The sequence below is a fragment of the Priestia sp. D51 genome (assembly GCF_053345675.1).
Genome location: NZ_JBLTIR010000006.1, coordinates 17,992 through 37,251, shown reverse-complemented (window position 1 = coordinate 37,251; position 19,260 = coordinate 17,992). Strand labels below are relative to the sequence as shown.

Sequence of the window (19,260 nt, the reverse complement as noted above, 5' to 3'; positions counted from 1 at the left end):
CTAAAAACAACAAGGATTTTAAAGTATTGGATAGATGCCTCACGGCGTCTTGAGTAGTTTGCTCCTCTAAAAGTATTTTTATTCAAAGAATAAGCTCATCCATCGTATCAATATGTATGTACGTGCACTTTTTACTTCCTACTAGAAATAGGATTGTATCCATTAAGGTGAGTAAGATTGGTGTAGATGGAAAATAGTAAGAGGCTGATACAAATAACTCCACCAATTACGAAAGCCAGATACTTGAGTGCTTTTTTCACTTTTTATCTATTCCTTTCAACCAAAAAAGCACCTCTCTCTAAGGTGCTTTTTTGTCTCTTATTATCAATACTTTACAATGTAATTTTGAAGCTGTAATCAACCATTAACAGGTTGCTCTTTTTAGGATTGTTTGATTCAAAAAGAAGAAACATATTTGTCATACAAAACAAAAAAGATCTTGGCTTAAATCCACCCAAGAGCTTTAAGTGACAACGTATAGAGACCTTACGCCATTATACGTAGTATGTTTCAAAACCAAGACCGTTATGCACCGATAAGGTCAGAGTAGATAGAGTGTTGAGAATTAAGTTTTATACAAATGAAGTATGCATGTCACAGTAAATTGAAAACCTGAAAAAACTACCTCATCTAATTGTTTAGTTACTTTTTTAAGTAGTTTTTTCGGCTTCACGATGTTCATTTTGCCACAATGAGAATAAAAAAATTGCCGCTTCACAGCATCTTTTGTAGTTTGGTCTGGCTAGTTCAATTCATAAAAGGATGCATTGAGTTCTTTTTTAGATAACATGCTGCCTTATGAGTCTTAATGACAATCTGTTTAAAAAGTGAAAAGCTACCTTTTATAAAGGTAGCTTTTCGACTGGTACAACAAGTTGTAAGTGGAGTTACAATGTTATCTAGTAGTTTGTTCAAAGGTAGCATTAATATGTAGTATTTTTAGCTTATTAAAAAAATAAGCGTAATAAAGGGTTCTCCCAATCACGATGGAAGAACCCTTTTAACGTAAATTCTGTTATTTACCAGAATTTTGGTTTTTGTTCGCAGCAGCTTGAGCGTTTTGACGTTTCACGTGTTGAACGTCCGTTTCGCTAGCAAATTCTGTACCGTATTTACTAGAAGAAGCTTGAGCATTTTTTTGCTTCACATGTTGTACGTCTGTTCCTGAAGCAGTCTTGTTAGTGTATTTATTGTTTTCCATTACAATCACCTCCACAAAAATTAATATATCCAAGTGTCTCTGCCTTATCCTCATAAGTACAAAGTTATAAAAAATCTTTAATATGTAAGTGGTCACAGGTAATTATGCGTAAGTAGGAAAGTAGTCTTCGGCGCATAATAACCTAAATAAGGAGGAATCGTGATGGAATATAAGTCATCTCAGAAAATTGAGTATGAAACTGCCCTACTGGTCCGTCTTATTACGTCTCTTGGGCCTCGTTTTAGAAACTTGGAGTGGTCTGAGTATTTGTTATTAACTGAACTGCAAGAAAGGGATTCCTTATCTATTAATGCACTTTCTTGCAACTTAAGGCTAACTATTTCTACAACAAGCAGACAAGTTTCTACATTAGAAACTAAGGAATTGGTTCAACGTTTTCCTTATCCTAAAAATAGAAAAATTAGCCTTATTACTATTACACCTAAAGGGAAGGCGCTTCTGCAGGATGTTCAAACTGCACGTAAGGAAGCGTACGCTGATATTCTTTATAATGGTCAAAAGAAGAATTAAAAGTACTGGCGAAGCAATTAACTCGCTTGAATAACGATTTGAGAAACTGCAAAAAGTAGTGATTGTATATTGGATACACTGTTAAAAATGACTAATAGACGAGAGTGGGTTTATATTTAGTTTTCAACTAGGAATGTGTCGTTCTTATAAGGAAAGTTCCCCCTACATCTTATAATCGAACAATTTATTCTTAGGATAGGACAAAAATGTCCCTTTTGCTTATGATAGAATCAGTAAATCTCAAGGATTTTTATAACAGGTATTCTAAAATAATGGAAGAATAGGTGATAGTGATGGCTACAATCGATGATTTTTTAAAGTTAGATATCCGTGTTGGTACGGTAGTAAAAGCCAAGCCGTTTCCAGAAGCAAGGAAGCCAGCAATAAAACTAGAGATAGACTTTGGTGAGCTTGGAGTAAAATGTTCTTCAGCTCAGATTACAAGACGCTATAAACCAGAACAACTGATTGGATCTCAAGTAATCGCTGTGGTGAATTTTCCTCCTATGCGCATTGCGGGTTTTAAGTCTGAGGTACTAGTCATGGGTGGAGTTCCAGAAGAAGGAGATGTGGTGCTACTAAAGCCTAGTGAGTTTATTAAAAATGGTACACCCATCGCTTAATCATATTGTCATGTTTAGGTCTTTCAAAATAGATATTAAAGTATACATGAAAGAATAAAGTATTTCGTTGAATTAATTAGTTTTATTGTTTTTAATAAAAGTAATAGTTAACGTATTTTATTAAAATAGTTATATCATTTACCTAACTTATAGAAAAATACGAAGGTTTTCTACGATATTAGTAATATACAAAAGTATTTTTAAGGAAGTACTTTAGAAATTACTCAAGCGTAGTGGATGTTTATATACAACTTAATAACTTGTAAAAGAGATACTATTGAATTTTGAATACTTTGTTTATTCTAAAAAATCTGTTGACAAATTGAGTAGATAGATATAGTATTGCATGTAATCAAATAATAATAAGCAAAGATTGGAAATAGTAGAAGGATGCATAAACTTTTCAGAGAGCCGATGGTTGGTGAGAATCGGTAGTTATTGCCTTTGAACTCATCCAAGAGCTACTCTCTGAATAGTATAAGTAGGGGATGTCGGTTTTCTACCGTTATGAAGATAGGTGGTGATAGCTGCCGAAAATGAGTGGGTTAATTATGTAATGATTAACCAATTAGAGTGGTACCGCGAGCAACGCCTCGTCTCTATATTTTTATAGAGACGGGGCTTTTTTTATACATTCATATGAAAAAGGAGTGTTTCTGAAATGACGAGAAAAATTTGGATGTTTGATACGACTTTAAGAGATGGCGAGCAAGTTCCGGGGGCTAAGCTGAATCTGTATGAAAAACTAGAAGTAGCACAGCAACTAAAGAAGCTGAAAGTCGATATTATCGAAGCTGGTTTTCCTTCATCTTCAGCTGGTGATTTTAATGCTGTGAAAGAAATTGCTATGAAAATAGGGAATACAGATGACACAATCATCACAGCGTTAGCAAGAGCAGTAAAGGCTGATATTGATGCTGTTTATAATAGTGTGAAATATGCTGAAAAACCGTTAATCCATATAGTTTTAGGCGCTTCAGACATTCACGTGGAGAAGAAGTTTGGAAAATCGAAAAGTCAAATTTTAGATCTTGGTGTTGATGCAGTAAAATATGCAAAAACACTTCTACCAGAAGTACAATATTCAACGGAGGATGCGTCTCGCTCCGATTTTGAATATTTATGGGCAACGATTGAAGCTGTTGTAAAGGCAGGAGCTACCATTATTAATGTGCCCAATACAGTTGGCTATGCCGAGCCAGAAGAGTTTGGTGAACTAATCTTTAAAATAAATAATCGCTTGAAAAATTTGAATGATAAAGTGCTTTTAAGTGTCCATTGTCATAATGATCTTGGTATGGCAACTGCGAATACGTTAGCTGCAATTAAAAATGGAGCAGATAAAGTCGAGTGTACGATAAATGGCATTGGTGAACGTGCAGGCAATGCTGCACTAGAAGAGGTCGTGATGGCAATTAATACGCGCTCATCAGTTTATAATGCATACACAAATATTAATACGAAAGAAATCATGAATACATCTAGGTTAGTAAGTAGTTTAATGGGTCTTGATGTACAAGTAAATAAAGCCATTACAGGAGATAATGCCTTTGCTCATTCTTCAGGTATACACCAAGACGGCTTATTAAAAGCAAGAGATGCTTACGAAATCATTAGCCCAATTGAAGTTGGTTTAGACGATATGGAACTTGTTTTAACTGCCCGTTCTGGACGTCATGCGGTGAAAAATGCCCTTGAATCATTAGGCTTTAATGAGATGACTAACATACAATTTGAAGGGATATTTGAAGCTTTCCTTGCATTGGCAGATGCGAAAAAAGAAGTATATAATCATGACTTATATGTCATCGTTGAGAATTATTATACGAAAAATGATATTCACAATCAGGATATAATGCACTATAGTAATCATTTTTATGAACTAATCGACTTGCAAGTGATTAGTAATACAGATTTTCCGTCTGCAAGTGTAAAGATTAAAAAGGGTGATCAAATATTGAAAAGCAGTGCAGTCGGTTCTGGCCCGATTGATGCCTTGTATTCAGCTATTACAGAAATTAGTGATTTAGATATTAAATTGATCGAATATAATATTAGCAGTGTATCAAGAGGTAAGGAAGCATTAGGAAAAGTAAAGATTCAAGTAGAATATAGAGGAGAAAAGTATATTGCCAAGGCAACAGATACGGATGTTATGAAAGCAAGTGCATTTGCGTATATCAATGCTGTAAACAGTATCGTGGTTGATACTTTACTTCCGATCGAATAGATAAAAGGTAATATTCACCTTGATATACTTAGTTTGTTAAGGTAATTAATTCAGTCGACCTACATTGTTAAAACAAAGAGCAAACGGTACCTCGTTCTAATGACATTGGAGAAGGAGGTACCTTTTTAAAAAATCTATAACTGGAAATAAAGCTTGGGGATAGGTTACACCTAGTTGGACAAAATTTTCAAGGTCAAGTAGACTACAGATAATATGCTAAAGGAGCATATGTCTAAACGTTCGATGTTATTGAAAAACTGAAATTCTATATAACAAACAAAAGAGTAATCAGTGCTAAAATAGCTGGAAGTCCCTGTTTTATAATAATTGACTTGTTAGATGTAAAACCACCGTAAATAGCTGCTACCACCACACAAATTATGAAAAACAACTGAATCATATAACCAACTGAATTAAATCCGAGTATGAGCCCCCAAACGAGCCCTGCGGCTAAAAATCCATTATATAATCCTTGATTTGCAAACATAATAGCTACATTCCGATCTCCTTCCAAGTGCTTAGGCAACTGGAATGCTCGTTTTGCTATCTTCGAATGAATAAAAAACATTTCAAGAATCATAATGAATAAATGTTCTAATGCTACAATTCCAACTAAAATAGCTGAAAGTATCTCCATTCGCCATTCTCCCATTCTGTTTTCTAATTTTTCCGTATCCATAACAACTCACGAATGAACTTAATGTATTTTTCTCAAGTAAAATCAATAACGCCTAAATTGGCTTATTTAGGTGCGTTTATTAGTTCAGTTTATAGAATAGATACCTTGAATTTTAAATCCTTTTTAGATAACCTGCTTGTTTTTAGTAGGTTATCTTATTGTACAGTTAGAAATCCTCATTATTTTTTAAAATTAACGAATCAATTGTCCCTCTTATTTTATATTCAAATGTTTACAAGTCAATACTGTTATCAATAAAACTTTTCATTAAGAGTAAATAATAAAGCCATAATTTTAATAATATAGTTTCGATATTTACTTCTTTAAATGATATAAATTCAATGTTTAATTTGATTAATGAATAATTTATAAAAATCTTATTAAATGAAAATTGTTATGAAAATTATATTTAATGACTATATTTTTAATAATTTACCTAAAGATAGGAAGATATAATAGTGGTTTATAAGAAGTAGGGGTATTAGCTTTTTAATCACAGTGAATGTATAAACGAAATACAAATAGGCGACTTATTCCTTCTATTGAGAAAGAGCAAGTCACCTAGACTTTTTACATCCATCATTAGTATTCCTTTCAGCTTATAACATTTATTGGTTTACATGTTCCAGTGTTAACTGATTTACTACATTACTCTAGCATTACTTTAGCACTTTCCATTTTAAATGCAAAAATGATTGTAGTTTAAGAAAATAATAAGACATAGTGCGGTGTTCTACACACTTATCAACGAAGCGATAGTATAATTGGAAGATCTTGTAAGTGAAATTCATGAACATTAAGGAGTATCTTATGAAAATAGCAGGTAGTATTCTTCTTCTTTTCCTATGTTGTATAAATCAACGGGTTGAGGCTGCTGATCAACCTTCAGTAGAGCCTATACATCATGAAATCTACGTTTCTCCTGCAGGAAGTGATGAAAATGCAGGTACTAAAAACAGCCCCTTTAAAACTTTGAAAAAAGCAGGTAAAGTAGCTAAACCTGGGACGACTGTTAATATTCGAGGTGGTGTTTATCACGAAAAGTTAGTGATTGGTCGTTCGGGTAATAAACAGCATCCCATTATCTTCAGAAATTATAAAAATGAAAGGCCAATTATTAGTGGAAAGAAAATAAAGAGTGGTTCTTCAGATGGAGGGCTAGTTACCATAAAAAACAAGAGCTATATTACAATTCAAGGTCTAAATATAGGGCATTTTTCTACTTTGAAAGAACAAAGTACACCATGCGGTATTTTAGTGGAGGGAAGGGGAAAAGGTCTTCGGATTATTAACAATCATATTTTTGATATTAAAACCGCACATAAAAAAGGAAATGCACATGGAATAGCTTTTTATGGATCCGAAGCGCCACGTTCATTAAACAATATTGAAATATCGGGAAATTTACTTGAAAACCTAACTTTAGGTTTTAGTGAAGCGCTGACTCTAAACGGGAATGTTAAAAAATTTGTAGTCCGTGCGAATACGATTCGTAACGTTGATAATATAGGAATTGATATAATTGGCTTCGAAAAGATAGCTCCTAATCAAAAATTTGATCAAGCTCGTGAAGGAGTTATCAGTGAAAACTCTATTTACAACGTAAGCAGTTATTCCAACCAAGCCTACAGACATGAATATTCTGCTGGGGGAATCTATGTAGATGGAGGAAAGGATGTTGTTATTGAACATAATATTTCAAGTCATAACGATTTAGGAATAGAAATCGCTAGTGAACACCAAGGTAAACAAACTAGCAACATTCAAGTTATAGGAAACATGATTTATGAGAATCGTTTTACAGGAATCTCAATTGGGGGATATGATCAAAAGCGTGGGGGAACAATGAATACTTCGATTGCACAAAATATCTTATATGGGAACGATACCATAAAAATGGATGGTGGACAATTATTAATGCAATATCACGCGACCCATAACATCATCAATGATAACATTATGGTTTCAGTAAAATCTAACTTACTTCTAGCCAATCTTCATTACTCAAATAAATATAATGAGATTAGCAATAACGTATATCTAAATAAAAGTAGCCACACAATGAATCGATGGATATGGAATGGACAAGAAATAGAAAGTTCTACATTCGGATCCTCTAGGTTTTTTCAATAAACTTTCTTTAAAAAAGATACTCTTGGCTAAGCTTTTTGCTGAAGTTCTAGCTGTCACTATGACCTATTTGTTGTATATTTTATATTGTATAAAAAGTTCATATTTGTCGTCGGTTAGTGTAAATGATACAAATAAGATTTTTATAAGTAAGTTTATCTATTTACTTTTATAAATAAAATGCAGTATTTTTGTATTTCTACTTGAAAATATCTAGTTAAATGTATTGTAAGATTAAATGTTTCACTATTTTTCTGTCAGAATAATATAAACAAATCGATTTCTTGAAAGAAAAGTAGAAGATAGATTAGTTATGATGAAAAGCGTAATTATTTACTTCTTATTAATATTGATCCTTGTTACGTATTCTCAATAAGTATTATAGTGCTTTATTTCGTTGTGAAAGAAACAAAAACTCGTTATACTGTATACAAATTAGGGAGGAGTTAGTATGGATAAAAGACAACAGTTAATGAGTGAGCTTATGGATTTGTGTAATGAGATAATCTGGCGGAATAAACCTGAAGTAGAAATAACTTTAAAGGACTATAAGTTGAGTGAAATAGAATTAATCGAAAATATTGCTTTAATTCCAAATGCAAATGTAACAAAACTTGCAGCTGCAAGCTACATGACTAGAGGTGCTATAAGCAAGCTCACCAAGAAGCTTATAGCTAAAAATATGATTGAGAGTTATCAAAGTGCCGAAAACAAAAAGGAGATCTATTTTCGATTAACAACCAATGGACAAAAAATAAATGCTATCCACCAAGAATTACACCAATCTTTTCTTGAACGTGATAAAGAAGTATTTAAGCACATGACCAATGAAGAATTTGACACTATTTTTCGTTTCATTGGTCGATATAGACATCATCTGAAAAATATCACTGATTAAGTGGTGTTTTTTTTACGTTGATTTATTGTTGACAAGGAAACAATAAAGAGATAAACTTATGTTTGTTTCTTCGGAAACAATAAATTTAAAGGAGAACGATCATGGATACTTCAATAAATAAACATGCCCTAACGTTTGGGCTTATCACGGTCTTCTTAGCGGGTCTTGGATTGACTATAGTTAGCCCTGTTTTACCTTTTTTAGTAAGGACTTATACTAGTAGTCCTAGTAGTCAGGCTACTGCAGTAACATTACTTACGTCTATATACGCTCTTTCTGTCTTTTTAGCTGCACCAGTCTTAGGTGCGTTAAGCGATAGATATGGTCGTCGTCCAGTATTAATTATTAGTCTAATCGGTTCTTCCCTTGGTTATTGTATCTTTGGACTTGGAGGTGCACTTTGGATTCTCTTCCTTGGTCGTATCATTGAAGGTTCAACAGGTGGCGAAATTTCAGCAATTTTTGCTTACTTTGCAGATATCACCCCTCAAAATGAACGCACTAAGTACTTTGGTTGGATTAGTGCTGTTGTTGGGGTGGGCACTGCTTTGGGCCCTATCATTGGAGGTGCACTTGCGACTTTTGGAAACAGTGTTCCTATGTATGCTGGTACGGTTATTACATTACTTAATGCCATATATGGCTATTTTTTTATGCCTGAGAGTCTTGAGAAGTCCAGACGCTCTCCCAGTATCTCTGTTAGACATCTTAATCCATTTATACAATTATCAAAGGTTTTTTCCTTTCACTCTGTTAAATGGCTGCTAATTGCCGGGTTTCTAATTTGGATTCCTAATGGATCATTACAAGCGATCTTCTCTCAGTTTTCAATAGATACATTTGCGTGGCAGCCTCTATTTATTGGTCTGACATTTTCTATAATAGGTCTACTAGATATCTTTTCCCAAGCACTTATTATGCCACGACTGCTCAAATCTTTGACGGATAAAAAAATTGCTCTATTAGGCATGATAAGTCAAATTATTGGTTTTATCCTTATTGCGATTTCAGCCCTTACAGCCTTTTATCTAGTCTTTATTGCTGGGATGGTTTTCTTCGGACTTGGTGATTCAATCTTTGGGCCATCATTTAACGGGATGCTTTCAAAATCTGTTAGTGACAGTGAACAAGGTCAAATACTAGGGGGAGCTCAGAGTATTCAATCTCTAGCCCGATTTAGTGGACCTATCATTGGTGGTCAGCTGTATTCAATAGTTAGTCACACTACTCCAGCCATCATGGGTGTGGTAATGATTGGTACCTCTGCTCTCGTTTTATCCAAAAAGCATCGTTATATTTAATAGAGAACAACCATTAAACAAGAATAGAAAAACTGCCTTCACCGAGGGCAGTTTTTTCTGTTTTATAACTGTATACCTTATAAGCGTTTAGTTAACATAAAACCTATTTTCTAGGAACAAAAGTATTTTAATGTTTATTTATAATTGGTTTAATAGAAAATGTAAATATTTCAAAACAAGAAAGTGAGAACAAATGGACTTTATTTTTAATTTTATAGTTGAATTTATTAAAACAATAATTTATGGGTGGCTTGTTTCATTTGCATTAGAAAAACTGAATGTCTTTCATCTAGAAAAGAAAACTAAATGGAAATTCATACTTACCCTTTCACTTATATTAGGTATTATCTTTGCATTAATTGACCTATTATAATATGTATATCGTATACAAATCCAGTTTACATAATGTCTCTTTCTCTAGGAACCCACCAAAAAAAGAACCCCTTGCGGCACAAGGGGTTTAAAAAAGGATTGATTACAAATATATGCAGCTTTTTATACATCCTTAATTTATCAACGTTTTCCAGATAGACGTTTTAGAAATAAGTGTATAAAAAACGCACCTTTTATTCATATGCTCGTACAGAAAAATATAGTCCGCAAGGTAAAAAATGTGTTATTATATGTCTGCACATGCATTTTATAGTAAAAAGCCACCTGTCCTGCAAATACTGGGTGGCTTTTTATTTTGTTAACTATAATAAGTACTTTAACACCTCGTATAAGAGATATGGGTTAATTATTAAAAAGGACCATATTTGATCAGGTGAGCGATAATTACAGCTATAATTCCAATTCCATATTGTATTAAAATTAATGGCCAGATCCATTTTACCCAACGAATCCATGGGATTCCAGCGAGGGAAATGGCGGCCATAAAGTACCCTGAAGTAGGAAAAATAATGTTTCCAATTCCATCAGCAATCGAAAATGAAAGAACAGCTGTCTGTCGAGTCACACCAATTAGATCCGCCAAAGGAGCCATAATAGGTATTGTTAAAGCAGCTTGTCCACTTCCAGAAGGAACAATAAAATGAATAATAGATTGCAGAATAAACATGCCTCCAGCACTAAATATAGAGGGAACATGTTGAAGAATACTAGAAGTGTAGTGTAGGATCGTATCAATTGTGTGTCCTTCTTCCAATACCACTAAAGTAGCTCTTGATACGCCAATTACTAGAGCCCCCGCAATCAGCCCTGCTGATCCTTTCATAAAAGAGTTAACAATTTCATCAGCGGAAAGTCTTCCTATAACACCAATAACAATTGCTAACAAAATAAAGAGAGCAGCAATTTCATTAATATACCAGTGAAACTTAATTACTCCAACTACTAAAAAAACGAAATTTAAGAAAAAGCAGCATAGAATCCACTTCTGTTTTTTATTCATAGCAACCTGAGAGCTTGAGACATTTTGAACGTTCCTATCCCTATAATCTCCGAAATAGCCGACTAAAGAGTTGTTTTTGACTCTCATCGCATGTCTATATACAAAACTAACTCCCACAATATACAAGATAATAAATAATAAAATACGGTAAGTGATACCAGAAAAAAGTGGGAGACCAGCAATGCCTTGAGCGATTCCTACCGTAAATGGGTTCATAATTGCAGTTGTAAAACCAATTGAAGCTCCTACCAATACAATGGCGGTACCAGTAAGTACGTCGAAGCCTAGGGAAACAGCAAGAGGAATGAGGATAGGAATGTAGGCAAGTGTTTCCTCGGCCATTCCCATAAGTGATCCTCCCAATGCAAAAAACAGCATCATAATAGGGATTAACAATTTTTCTTTATTAGCAAGCTTTCTTGACATAACCATCATTAAAGTTTCAATTGTACCTGTAGCTGTCAGTACGCCAAATGTACCTCCGATAATAAAAATAAAAAAGATAATATCAGCTGCTTCAACCATCCCTGTGTGAATTGCTTTGAAGAAGTCCAAAAATTGAACAGGTGACTGATTCACTAGTTTAAAGGAATGAGCATCTACAATTTCACGACCATTTTGTTCAACTCTGTTAAATTCCCCTGATGGAACGATATACGTTAGTAAAGTAGCTATCAAAAGGACACACAGTAGTAAAAAAAATACGTTAATTGTTTTATTTTTACGAACCTCCAATTGTGTTTCTTTTTTACCTTTTTGTAATTGAACCAAGCGATATTCCCCCTATATATTATTTATCACATTACTCTAGGATCTTTTTTTATTTAACTAAATAGTAAGATTATTCAATTAACTTTACTAATTAAAAAACTTTATGATTATGATAAGGAAAATTAATAGTTTTGTTTAGAAAGAGGGAAACCATAAAAATTATTAATGCTAATAATAAAACTTTTCAATTAGTTGTAAGTGGATGATTAGTATACTATTTAACAATAAATAACACTTTTATATTTTCATCAATAATCAAAAGTTGGTTAGGGGGAATGGACATGGATACCGTCACACTAAATAAATTGTCAGATTGGGCTATTAAACATAGGAGACATTTACATCAGTATCCAGAATTATCTGGTCAAGAGTTTGAAACATGTGAATATATAAAAAAGCAGTTAAGAGAAATGGAAATTGACTTATTAGATTATCAAGCTCCCAACGTAGTTGGTTATTTAAATGGAACTAAAGGTTCAACAACCATTGCGCTCAGAGCTGATATGGACGCATTGCCTATTGTAGAAGAAGGTGAAAAGAAGTATATTTCAAAGAAATATGGGATTTCTCATGCCTGCGGACACGATGGACATATGGCTATTTTGTTGGCAGTTGCAAAATGGCTATCAGAAAATAGACATAAGGTAGAAGCAAATATTGTGTTTATCTTTCAATCATCTGAAGAAACCTCTCCAAGTGGGGCAGAATTTTTGATTAAACAAGGGGTATTAGAAGATGTTAATTCCATTTTTGGAATTCATCTGTGGCAACCTCTTCAAAAAGGAAAAGTGGGTATATGCTCTGGAGCAATGATGGCGTCAGTAGATGACTTTCGTATTCGTATTGAAGGTAAGGGTGGACACGGTGGTATGCCACATGAAACTATAGATTCTGTATACATATCTAGCTTAATTGTTAACGCTATACAATCTATCATTAGTAGACGGGTTGATACTTTAGAGCCAGCAGTTATCTCAATTGGTAAAATTGAAGCTGGTGATTCATATAATATCATTCCAGCTCATGTTTCTATGTACGGAGCGATACGAACTTTATCTCATGATATAAGGTACAAGATACGTAAGGAAATGGAGAATATCGTTGAAGGAATTTGCAATAGCTTTGGTGCTAAGGGTTATTTAGATATACTTGGGGGAGTACCTCCTTTAATAAATGATGAGAAGCTAAGTCAATTTGTAGAAGATATAGTTAAAAAATTATATGGATCTGAAACTTTTGTCTCCTTAAAACCAACCATGGCCTCTGAAGACTTTTCTTATTATTTAGCTGAAAGAAAAGGAGCCTTTATTTTTGTAGGAGTTGGAGGAGAAACAAGCAGCTATCCGCATCACCATCCTAAGTTCGATATAGATGAAGATGCATTAGAAACAGCGATAAATTTATTAATTAAAATTGCACTTAATTATAAAAATCATGTAATTTAAATAGCTTTCTAGTTTATCCTTCTATGCTTAAACTGGTATTTAATCTTTAGCTAATAACCCCTTAGATTACCTCATTAGGGAGTTATTAGCTAACAGATTCAATTTCAAATTTAAATTTAAATTATATTGTAGCTTGCCATGTATCTTTTAATAAGTCACTAAAAGAGTGTATAGTAGGGCCCTCTCCTCGATCTTTTAAATAAATTAAAGAAGTCTCAATTTCTTGAGTACAATAATGTAATGGAACGAGGGTACCATTGACTAGCTCTTCTTTTATAACATTCTCCCCTAACAAAGCAACACCTGTTTGATTAAGCACAGCACGTCTAATTGTTTCATCGCTACCACCAAATTCTATTGTTGTTTTGGGGTTATAGTTCATCTCAGAAAAACATTGTTGAATAACAGTATCAAAACTACAACTTCCATGGTAAGAGAGAAAAGGATAATTCATTAAAATCTCTTCTTTAGTATGCTGTTTAAAGATTTCTTCAGATACTACAAGTACTGCTTTCTCTTTTCCAAGAACATATTGCTCAATATCTGGACTATTACACTCGCAAGCAATTATTCCCATATCAGCTTCATTATTAAGCACTTTTTTTATAACTTCTAAACTGTTTGCTGGAAGTAATTTTAGTTTGACTTGAGGGTGCAGCTTTATATAAGCATTTACTAAACTTGATAAATAGTGACTGCAGTAATATTCTGATGCAGCAATAGATAAAGTTCCAGATGGACCATTTAATTCCTCTAGGTCTCGTTCTAGTTCATCAACGACACGAAACAACTTATCTGTGTGGATTTGCAGTCTTTTACCTGCTGGCGTTAAAAACGTTTTTTTACCAATACGAGTAAATAGTGAATGACCCAATTCTCCTTCTAGCACTTTAATTTGTAACGTGATAGTCGGTTGTGTATACCCTAAAATCTTAGCTGCTTTCGTCATATTTAAATGCTCGGCAACAACTTGAAAGGTTTTTAAGTTTCTAAGTTCCATTGTTTTTCCTTTCACACAGGAAAATAACAAGTAAGCTAAAAAATGTAATACATCGCTAAATTTTTCTTATGGTTACTATTAAATTAATCAATTTTCTTGTTATTTTAACCTATGATAAATTTGATAAGGGCGTAAGTTAACTGGTATTTATATTAGCAAAAGATATACATGAAAGCAAAGACATTAGAATTTTATTTTTCATATAACAACCTTTAACTATATTATTGAACTAATTGGCTTCTTATAGTTATAAGTGAAAGGAGAGTGTTTAGATGCAGCAGACAAAAACGGTTATTCAAAAATTAAAACAGTTTTTTGGACTATTCATTCCTATCTTTGTGACTCAAACCTCTCTTTTTGCTATGCAATTCTTTAATACAACAATGGCAGGTCATGTAAGTTCAAAAGATTTAGCAGGAGTTGCGATTGGAGCAAGTATATGGACAGCAATTAGTACAGGTTTAGCAGGAATTCTATTGGCAGTAACGCCCACTGTTTCACAATATGTAGGAGCACGCAAGCGTAGTAATGTGGCACCTTTTATCGTGCAAGCAGTTTACTTAGCAATTACACTAGGACTCATTATTATTGGGTTAGGAGCCATTAGTATACCTTTCATTTTAGATTCGATGAATCTAGAAGCAGAAGTATATGATGTCGCTTATAAATTTTTAGTAATGATCTCTATAGGCGTTATTCCCTTGTTTATTTATACGGTTCTTAGATGTTTTATGGATGCTTTAGGGCAGACAAAAATAACAATGATGATTACCCTGTGCTCTATCCCCATTAATTTATTTTTAAATTATTGTCTTATGTTTGGTAATCTGGGGTTTCCAAAGCTAGGAGGGTATGGTGCAGCTATTTCATCGTCTTTAACTTATTGGTGTATGCTAGCTATTTCTATTTCAGTTATTTCTAAAATTCCTCGATTTGCGGTATATAAAGTGTTTAAAAAATTCTTACCGTTCCATTTTAGAACGTGGAAACAAATCTTAAAAATAGGTATACCTATTGGCTTTTCTATTTTTTTCGAATCAAGTGTTTTCTCAGCAGTCACTATTCTAATGAGTCAATTTGATACGAATACAATTGCTGCTCATCAGATCGCAAATAATTTTCAGGCTTTACTTTATATGACTCCTTACAGTATTGCATTAGCTTTAACTATTTCAGTGGGGTTTGAAGCTGGAGCAAAGCGTTTTAAAGAAGCGCGTACGTATAGCTTTATAGGGGTAGGAGCTGCCCTTATCTTTGCGGTTCTTTATATTACAGTAATAATCATTTGGAATCATTCTATTGTCAGCATTTATACATCTGACACGAATATCAAGAAAGTGGCTGAAGGCTTTCTACTCTTTGCTGCTTTATTTCAATTGTCTGATGCTATCGCGACCCCAGTTCAAGGAGCCTTAAGGGGATACAAAGACGTTAATATTTCCTTTATAAGTACGTTACTAGCTTATTGGGGTATTGGTCTACCATTAGGATATATATTAGCTAATTATACGTCTACAGGAGCTTCTGGTTATTGGATCGGATTAATTTCAGGCTTAGCTTGTGCAGCTATTTTTCTATTGTGGCGCTTATTTTATTTACAACGATTGCATTTCAATACGGTTAAGGAAAAAAATCTATATTTGGAAGAGCAACTATAATTTTTAATCTCAAAAAGGCTCGCGAATATTTTATTAATGTTCGTAAGCCTTTTTTATTAAGCTTCTTTTTAAAAATATATGACTAAATTTTTCTTATGGATACCATAGAATATCTTAATTTTTCCCATCTTTTAAGCTGTGATAGATTTAAAAAGAACCCAATATAACAACGTTTTAAATAAATATAAGCTTAAGGGAGGAATAGATTTGTTCCCATTTAGAATTTTAAATCAAGAACAAATTCAAGAGTTATTAGATATGAGAACGACAATAGGTCTCGTAGAAAAAGCGTATAAATTAAAGGCTGAAGAAGATGCTTCTTTATTTCCGATGGTCTTCCATGAATTTGAACCTGGAAAAGCAGATATGGATATTAAGTCCGGTGAATTAACAGGTGCCAATATTTTTGGATTAAAATTAGTTTCCTGGTTCGGAGAAAATCCTTCAAAAAATTTACCTGCAGTTGTGGGAACAGTTTTAGTACTGGATAGCCGTACGGGCGCACCACTTGGAATTATGAGTGGAGAATACATTACGATGATGCGTACCGGAGCTGCTGGAAGTATTGGCGCAAAATATTTAGCAAGAAAAGATTCTGAGCATCTTTTATTGGTTGGATCAGGGCATTTAGGACCTTACCAAATTATCGCTACATTAATGAATATGGAAAACATTAAAAAAGTAACGGTTTATAATGCTCTTTCCGTTGAACATGCGAATGATTTTTGTACATCAATTAAAGATAAATTGTTATCTCTCATTGCTCCATACAAATCTACAGATCAAGAATTTTATAATCAGATGCTGAATCGAATCGATATCACATTTGAAGCAACACAAGATATCCAACAAGCCACTGAACAAGCTGATATCATCATTACAGCTACTCCGTCCCGAGCACCAATGATAAAGAAAGAGTGGGTAAAACCTGGAACACATATTTCTTGTGTAGGAGCAGATATGGAAGGAAAACAAGAAATTGATGAGAACTTGTTTGCAGATACACGAGTCTTTGTTGATGATGTAGGTCAAGCCATTAGTGTAGGGGAGACAGAAATTCCTTATAAGAAGGGCATCATTACTAAAGATCAAATTAAAGCTGAAATAGGAAGCGTCATTTTAAATAAAGAAAATGGACGAGTATCTAATGAAGATATAACGATTTTTGATAGTACGGGAATTTCCTTGCAAGATCTAATAACAGCAAACTACTTACTAGAGAAAGCTGCTGAAAAAGAAGTAGGACTTTTAACAACACTTTAAAATTAAAAAGGAGATTTTACTATGAATATTAAAACATTTGCAGTAGAACAGTGGATGAATTTATATGAAATGGAAGCTGTATATAATATTGCAGAGACATGTGTTGAGTCAATGACAGTTAATGAACTCATTTCACTTGACGGTACAGATCCAGAAAAATTTCTAATTGAACTAGGGAAAAACCAATTAACATATGGACACATTGAAGGGTCTCCAGACTTTAGAAAATTAGTGGCAGGATTATATGATTCAATTGATGCTGAAAATGTATTAGTTACTAATGGAGGAATTGGTGCAAACTTTTTAGTGCTCTATTCATTAATTCAACCAGGTGATCATGTAGTTGCTGTTCATCCGACATATCAGCAATTATATGAAGTACCTGCATCATTTGGCGCAACTGTAGACTTATTACCTTTAAGAGAAGAAAATAACTATTTACCCGATGTAAAAGAGTTAAAGTCTTTAGTTAATGAAAAAACTAAAATGATCATTCTTAATAATCCAAATAATCCTTCTGGTGCTATTATCGAACAAGAGATGCTCGAAGAGATTGTAGAAATTGCGCGTTCTTGTGACACATATATTCTTTGTGACGAAGTATATCGTCGACTATTACAAGAAGACGACTTACATGTTCCATCTATTGTTGATATTTACGAAAAAGGAATTAGCACCTCTAGTATGTCTAAAGTACTTTCGTTAGCTGGTCTACGTCTGGGATGGATTGCAGCTCCAAAAGAAGTCATCACCGATTGTTTTCATCATCGTGACTACACAACAATTAGTTGCGGCATGTTAGACGATATTTTAGCTGTTCAGGCATTAAAGAGTTATGACAAGATTTTGGATCGAAATCGGAAATTAATTAAGCAGAACTTATCTATCTTAGATGCGTGGGTGGAGAAGGAGTCGTTAATTTCATATGTTAAACCACGTGCGGGAACGACTGCGATGCTTAAATATGATTTGCCTGTGTCTTCAGAAGAGTTTTGCATAGGTCTTTTTAAAGCAAACGGTGCCTTTTTAACACCTGGATCTTGTTTCGACATTGAAAGCCATGTTCGAATTGGATATGCATGTAAAACGGAAACATTACAAAAAGGTCTTGAAGAAGTATCTGAATATCTACAAACATTTAAATAATATATAAAGAAATAGCTTTTAATTTGCACTTAAAGATCACCTTATTATTTGATAGGGTGATTTTTAATTTACGCGTACTAGGTAGGTGTATTTTTTGCTATACTTATTCTTTTATTAACTAAGAATTAAGGATGAACAAAGAGATGAATTCACTTGATCTATAAGAAAAAAGCTTAGTACATAGACGGTTTAGTTTAATTTAATAAAGGTAAAAACTCTCTTTATCTCTAAGACAGTTTTTACTAGGGAGAAGGGAGCTTTATTATATGAAAATGACAAAATTGATTGCAAACGCTTTATTATTAGTAGTAGCCGTGCTGTGGGGATCTGGATTTGTAGCAACAAAATTTGCTTTAGATGCCAATGTACCTGCAGGGTTTATTAACTTTTTTCGAGGACTAATCTTTGCTTTTTTTTATTTCTCTTTTTTTATAAGAAGATATGCAAAATGAATTTAAAAGAATTTAAAGTAGGATTAGTCGTAGGATTGCTTAATTTTGGAGGTTATATTACACAGACTGTAGGTATTAAATACACCACTCCTTCAAATAGCGCCTTTATTACAGCAGCATATGTAGTTATTGTTCCAATTATAGTCTGGGGGATTTAAGCATGATAATCAGCAATAAAGTACATGCTCTGATAATTAGTTTTTTTTGCCATTTCTAACGCCGGCTTGATAGCACCGATGTAGTTTCCAAGATGGGGATGACCTGTAGGTTTAATTCCTGTTAATACAATAGGCTTGTTCATGTAATCTCCTCCAAATTTATACTGAAAATAAAAACGGGGTTTCCCATCCATAAAAGGACGAGAAACCCCGTGGTACCACCTTACTTAGTTACATCTGTAACTCACTTATGCATATTCGAACTAAAATGAATATGCTTCCTTGATAACAGAAGGAAATCTGTCGAATCCTAATCTTTATGTTTCAGTTCGAAGCTCCAAAGTCCATTCCATATCCTCACATACTAATTTGCACCAACCA

Annotated in this window: 16 protein-coding genes, 1 pseudogene and 2 other annotated features (1 of these 19 only partly in view); of the genes and pseudogenes, 12 read left to right on the top strand and 5 right to left on the bottom strand. The window is 33.6% G+C overall.

Features of this window, described 5'->3' with window-relative positions:
* Window positions 1-1,015: 1,015 nt before the first annotated feature.
* Window positions 1,016-1,201, bottom strand: coding sequence for a gamma-type small acid-soluble spore protein (locus ACNHOZ_RS21710; protein WP_048018718.1), 186 nt, complete (start codon window positions 1,199-1,201; stop codon window positions 1,016-1,018).
* Between the two features lie 162 nt (window positions 1,202-1,363).
* On the opposite strand from ACNHOZ_RS21710, the gene ACNHOZ_RS21705 reads away from it, so the two are divergent.
* The 3 genes from ACNHOZ_RS21705 to ACNHOZ_RS21695 all read left to right on the top strand — a co-directional run bounded on the left by ACNHOZ_RS21705 (window position 1,364) and on the right by ACNHOZ_RS21695 (window position 4,585).
* On the top strand, window positions 1,364-1,732 hold the full coding sequence (locus ACNHOZ_RS21705; RefSeq protein ID WP_230683565.1) for a MarR family winged helix-turn-helix transcriptional regulator: 369 nt from the start codon (window positions 1,364-1,366) through the stop codon (window positions 1,730-1,732).
* A 293-nt stretch (window positions 1,733-2,025) separates the two neighbouring features.
* Window positions 2,026-2,355: a chaperone CsaA gene (gene csaA, locus ACNHOZ_RS21700; protein ID WP_048018719.1), complete on the top strand. Its 330-nt coding sequence runs from the start codon at window positions 2,026-2,028 to the stop codon at window positions 2,353-2,355.
* Between the two features lie 360 nt (window positions 2,356-2,715).
* Window positions 2,716-2,959: a binding site (T-box leader), on the top strand.
* A gap of 57 nt (window positions 2,960-3,016) precedes the next feature.
* Window positions 3,017-4,585, top strand: coding sequence for a 2-isopropylmalate synthase (locus tag ACNHOZ_RS21695; protein WP_255900377.1), 1,569 nt, complete (start codon window positions 3,017-3,019; stop codon window positions 4,583-4,585).
* Window positions 4,586-4,850: 265 nt separating this feature from the next.
* Here the strand turns inward: ACNHOZ_RS21695 and ACNHOZ_RS21690 are convergent, their stop codons facing one another.
* On the bottom strand, window positions 4,851-5,222 hold the full coding sequence (locus ACNHOZ_RS21690) for a DUF1304 domain-containing protein (protein WP_048018721.1): 372 nt from the start codon (window positions 5,220-5,222) through the stop codon (window positions 4,851-4,853).
* Window positions 5,223-6,074: 852 nt separating this feature from the next.
* Between ACNHOZ_RS21690 and ACNHOZ_RS21685 the strand changes: the two genes are divergently transcribed.
* The 3 genes from ACNHOZ_RS21685 to ACNHOZ_RS21675 all read left to right on the top strand — a co-directional run bounded on the left by ACNHOZ_RS21685 (window position 6,075) and on the right by ACNHOZ_RS21675 (window position 9,593).
* Window positions 6,075-7,397, top strand: a complete 1,323-nt coding sequence (locus tag ACNHOZ_RS21685; protein WP_048018722.1) for a DUF1565 domain-containing protein — start codon at window positions 6,075-6,077, stop codon at window positions 7,395-7,397.
* 448 nt (window positions 7,398-7,845) lie between these two features.
* Window positions 7,846-8,292 carry a MarR family transcriptional regulator gene (locus ACNHOZ_RS21680; RefSeq protein ID WP_048018723.1) on the top strand — a complete coding sequence of 149 codons (447 nt, stop codon included), beginning with the start codon at window positions 7,846-7,848 and terminating at the stop codon, window positions 8,290-8,292.
* Window positions 8,293-8,393: 101 nt separating this feature from the next.
* Window positions 8,394-9,593 (top strand): MFS transporter, encoded by a 1,200-nt coding sequence (locus tag ACNHOZ_RS21675; RefSeq protein ID WP_048018724.1) that lies wholly within the window; start codon window positions 8,394-8,396, stop codon window positions 9,591-9,593.
* A gap of 742 nt (window positions 9,594-10,335) precedes the next feature.
* Here ACNHOZ_RS21675 and ACNHOZ_RS21670 read toward each other — a convergent pair.
* Complete coding sequence (locus ACNHOZ_RS21670) at window positions 10,336-11,757, bottom strand: YfcC family protein (protein ID WP_048018726.1); 1,422 nt, start codon at window positions 11,755-11,757, stop codon at window positions 10,336-10,338.
* A gap of 281 nt (window positions 11,758-12,038) precedes the next feature.
* On the opposite strand from ACNHOZ_RS21670, the gene ACNHOZ_RS21665 reads away from it, so the two are divergent.
* Window positions 12,039-13,202, top strand: coding sequence for a M20 metallopeptidase family protein (locus tag ACNHOZ_RS21665; RefSeq protein ID WP_048018727.1), 1,164 nt, complete (start codon window positions 12,039-12,041; stop codon window positions 13,200-13,202).
* Window positions 13,203-13,323: 121 nt separating this feature from the next.
* Here ACNHOZ_RS21665 and ACNHOZ_RS21660 read toward each other — a convergent pair whose 3' ends face one another.
* Window positions 13,324-14,202, bottom strand: coding sequence for a LysR family transcriptional regulator (locus tag ACNHOZ_RS21660; protein WP_048018728.1), 879 nt, complete (start codon window positions 14,200-14,202; stop codon window positions 13,324-13,326).
* 272 nt (window positions 14,203-14,474) lie between these two features.
* Here ACNHOZ_RS21660 and ACNHOZ_RS21655 point away from each other — a divergent pair, with 272 nt between their 5' ends.
* From ACNHOZ_RS21655 to ACNHOZ_RS21635, 5 genes are all read left to right on the top strand, one after another.
* Entirely contained in the window at window positions 14,475-15,860 is a 1,386-nt protein-coding gene (locus ACNHOZ_RS21655) for an MATE family efflux transporter (RefSeq protein WP_255900386.1), read from the top strand.
* Between the two features lie 207 nt (window positions 15,861-16,067).
* The gene (locus ACNHOZ_RS21650) at window positions 16,068-17,123 is read left to right on the top strand and encodes an ornithine cyclodeaminase family protein (protein ID WP_048018730.1); all 1,056 of its coding nucleotides are present in this window, start codon (window positions 16,068-16,070) and stop codon (window positions 17,121-17,123) included.
* Window positions 17,124-17,144: 21 nt separating this feature from the next.
* Window positions 17,145-18,269 carry an aminotransferase gene (locus ACNHOZ_RS21645; protein ID WP_255900389.1) on the top strand — a complete coding sequence of 375 codons (1,125 nt, stop codon included), beginning with the start codon at window positions 17,145-17,147 and terminating at the stop codon, window positions 18,267-18,269.
* 266 nt (window positions 18,270-18,535) lie between these two features.
* On the top strand, window positions 18,536-18,721 hold the full coding sequence (locus ACNHOZ_RS21640) for a hypothetical protein (RefSeq protein WP_053074016.1): 186 nt from the start codon (window positions 18,536-18,538) through the stop codon (window positions 18,719-18,721).
* Window positions 18,718-18,879 (top strand): hypothetical protein, encoded by a 162-nt coding sequence (locus tag ACNHOZ_RS21635; RefSeq protein ID WP_155404442.1) that lies wholly within the window; start codon window positions 18,718-18,720, stop codon window positions 18,877-18,879. Before ACNHOZ_RS21640 ends, ACNHOZ_RS21635 begins: the two co-directional genes overlap by 4 nt.
* Here ACNHOZ_RS21635 and ACNHOZ_RS21630 read toward each other — a convergent pair.
* Window positions 18,879-19,022: pseudogene (locus ACNHOZ_RS21630) on the bottom strand (tryptophan--tRNA ligase); the annotation flags it as partial. The gene ACNHOZ_RS21635 and the pseudogene ACNHOZ_RS21630 overlap by 1 nt on opposite strands.
* A 50-nt stretch (window positions 19,023-19,072) precedes the next feature.
* Window positions 19,073-19,260, bottom strand: a binding site (T-box leader) (it continues 52 nt past the right edge of the window).

Coding starts and splice junctions, on each gene's coding strand:
- ACNHOZ_RS21665 (WP_048018727.1), top strand. CDS start 12,039: ATGGATACCGTCACACTAAATAAATTGTCAGATTGGGCTATTAAACAT.
- ACNHOZ_RS21640 (WP_053074016.1), top strand. CDS start 18,536: ATGAAAATGACAAAATTGATTGCAAACGCTTTATTATTAGTAGTAGCC.
- ACNHOZ_RS21690 (WP_048018721.1), bottom strand. CDS start 5,222: ATGGAGATACTTTCAGCTATTTTAGTTGGAATTGTAGCATTAGAACAT.
- ACNHOZ_RS21685 (WP_048018722.1), top strand. CDS start 6,075: ATGAAAATAGCAGGTAGTATTCTTCTTCTTTTCCTATGTTGTATAAAT.
- ACNHOZ_RS21645 (WP_255900389.1), top strand. CDS start 17,145: ATGAATATTAAAACATTTGCAGTAGAACAGTGGATGAATTTATATGAA.
- ACNHOZ_RS21695 (WP_255900377.1), top strand. CDS start 3,017: ATGACGAGAAAAATTTGGATGTTTGATACGACTTTAAGAGATGGCGAG.
- ACNHOZ_RS21705 (WP_230683565.1), top strand. CDS start 1,364: ATGGAATATAAGTCATCTCAGAAAATTGAGTATGAAACTGCCCTACTG.
- ACNHOZ_RS21680 (WP_048018723.1), top strand. CDS start 7,846: ATGGATAAAAGACAACAGTTAATGAGTGAGCTTATGGATTTGTGTAAT.
- csaA (WP_048018719.1), top strand. CDS start 2,026: ATGGCTACAATCGATGATTTTTTAAAGTTAGATATCCGTGTTGGTACG.
- ACNHOZ_RS21710 (WP_048018718.1), bottom strand. CDS start 1,201: ATGGAAAACAATAAATACACTAACAAGACTGCTTCAGGAACAGACGTA.
- ACNHOZ_RS21660 (WP_048018728.1), bottom strand. CDS start 14,202: ATGGAACTTAGAAACTTAAAAACCTTTCAAGTTGTTGCCGAGCATTTA.
- ACNHOZ_RS21675 (WP_048018724.1), top strand. CDS start 8,394: ATGGATACTTCAATAAATAAACATGCCCTAACGTTTGGGCTTATCACG.
- ACNHOZ_RS21635 (WP_155404442.1), top strand. CDS start 18,718: ATGAATTTAAAAGAATTTAAAGTAGGATTAGTCGTAGGATTGCTTAAT.
- ACNHOZ_RS21655 (WP_255900386.1), top strand. CDS start 14,475: ATGCAGCAGACAAAAACGGTTATTCAAAAATTAAAACAGTTTTTTGGA.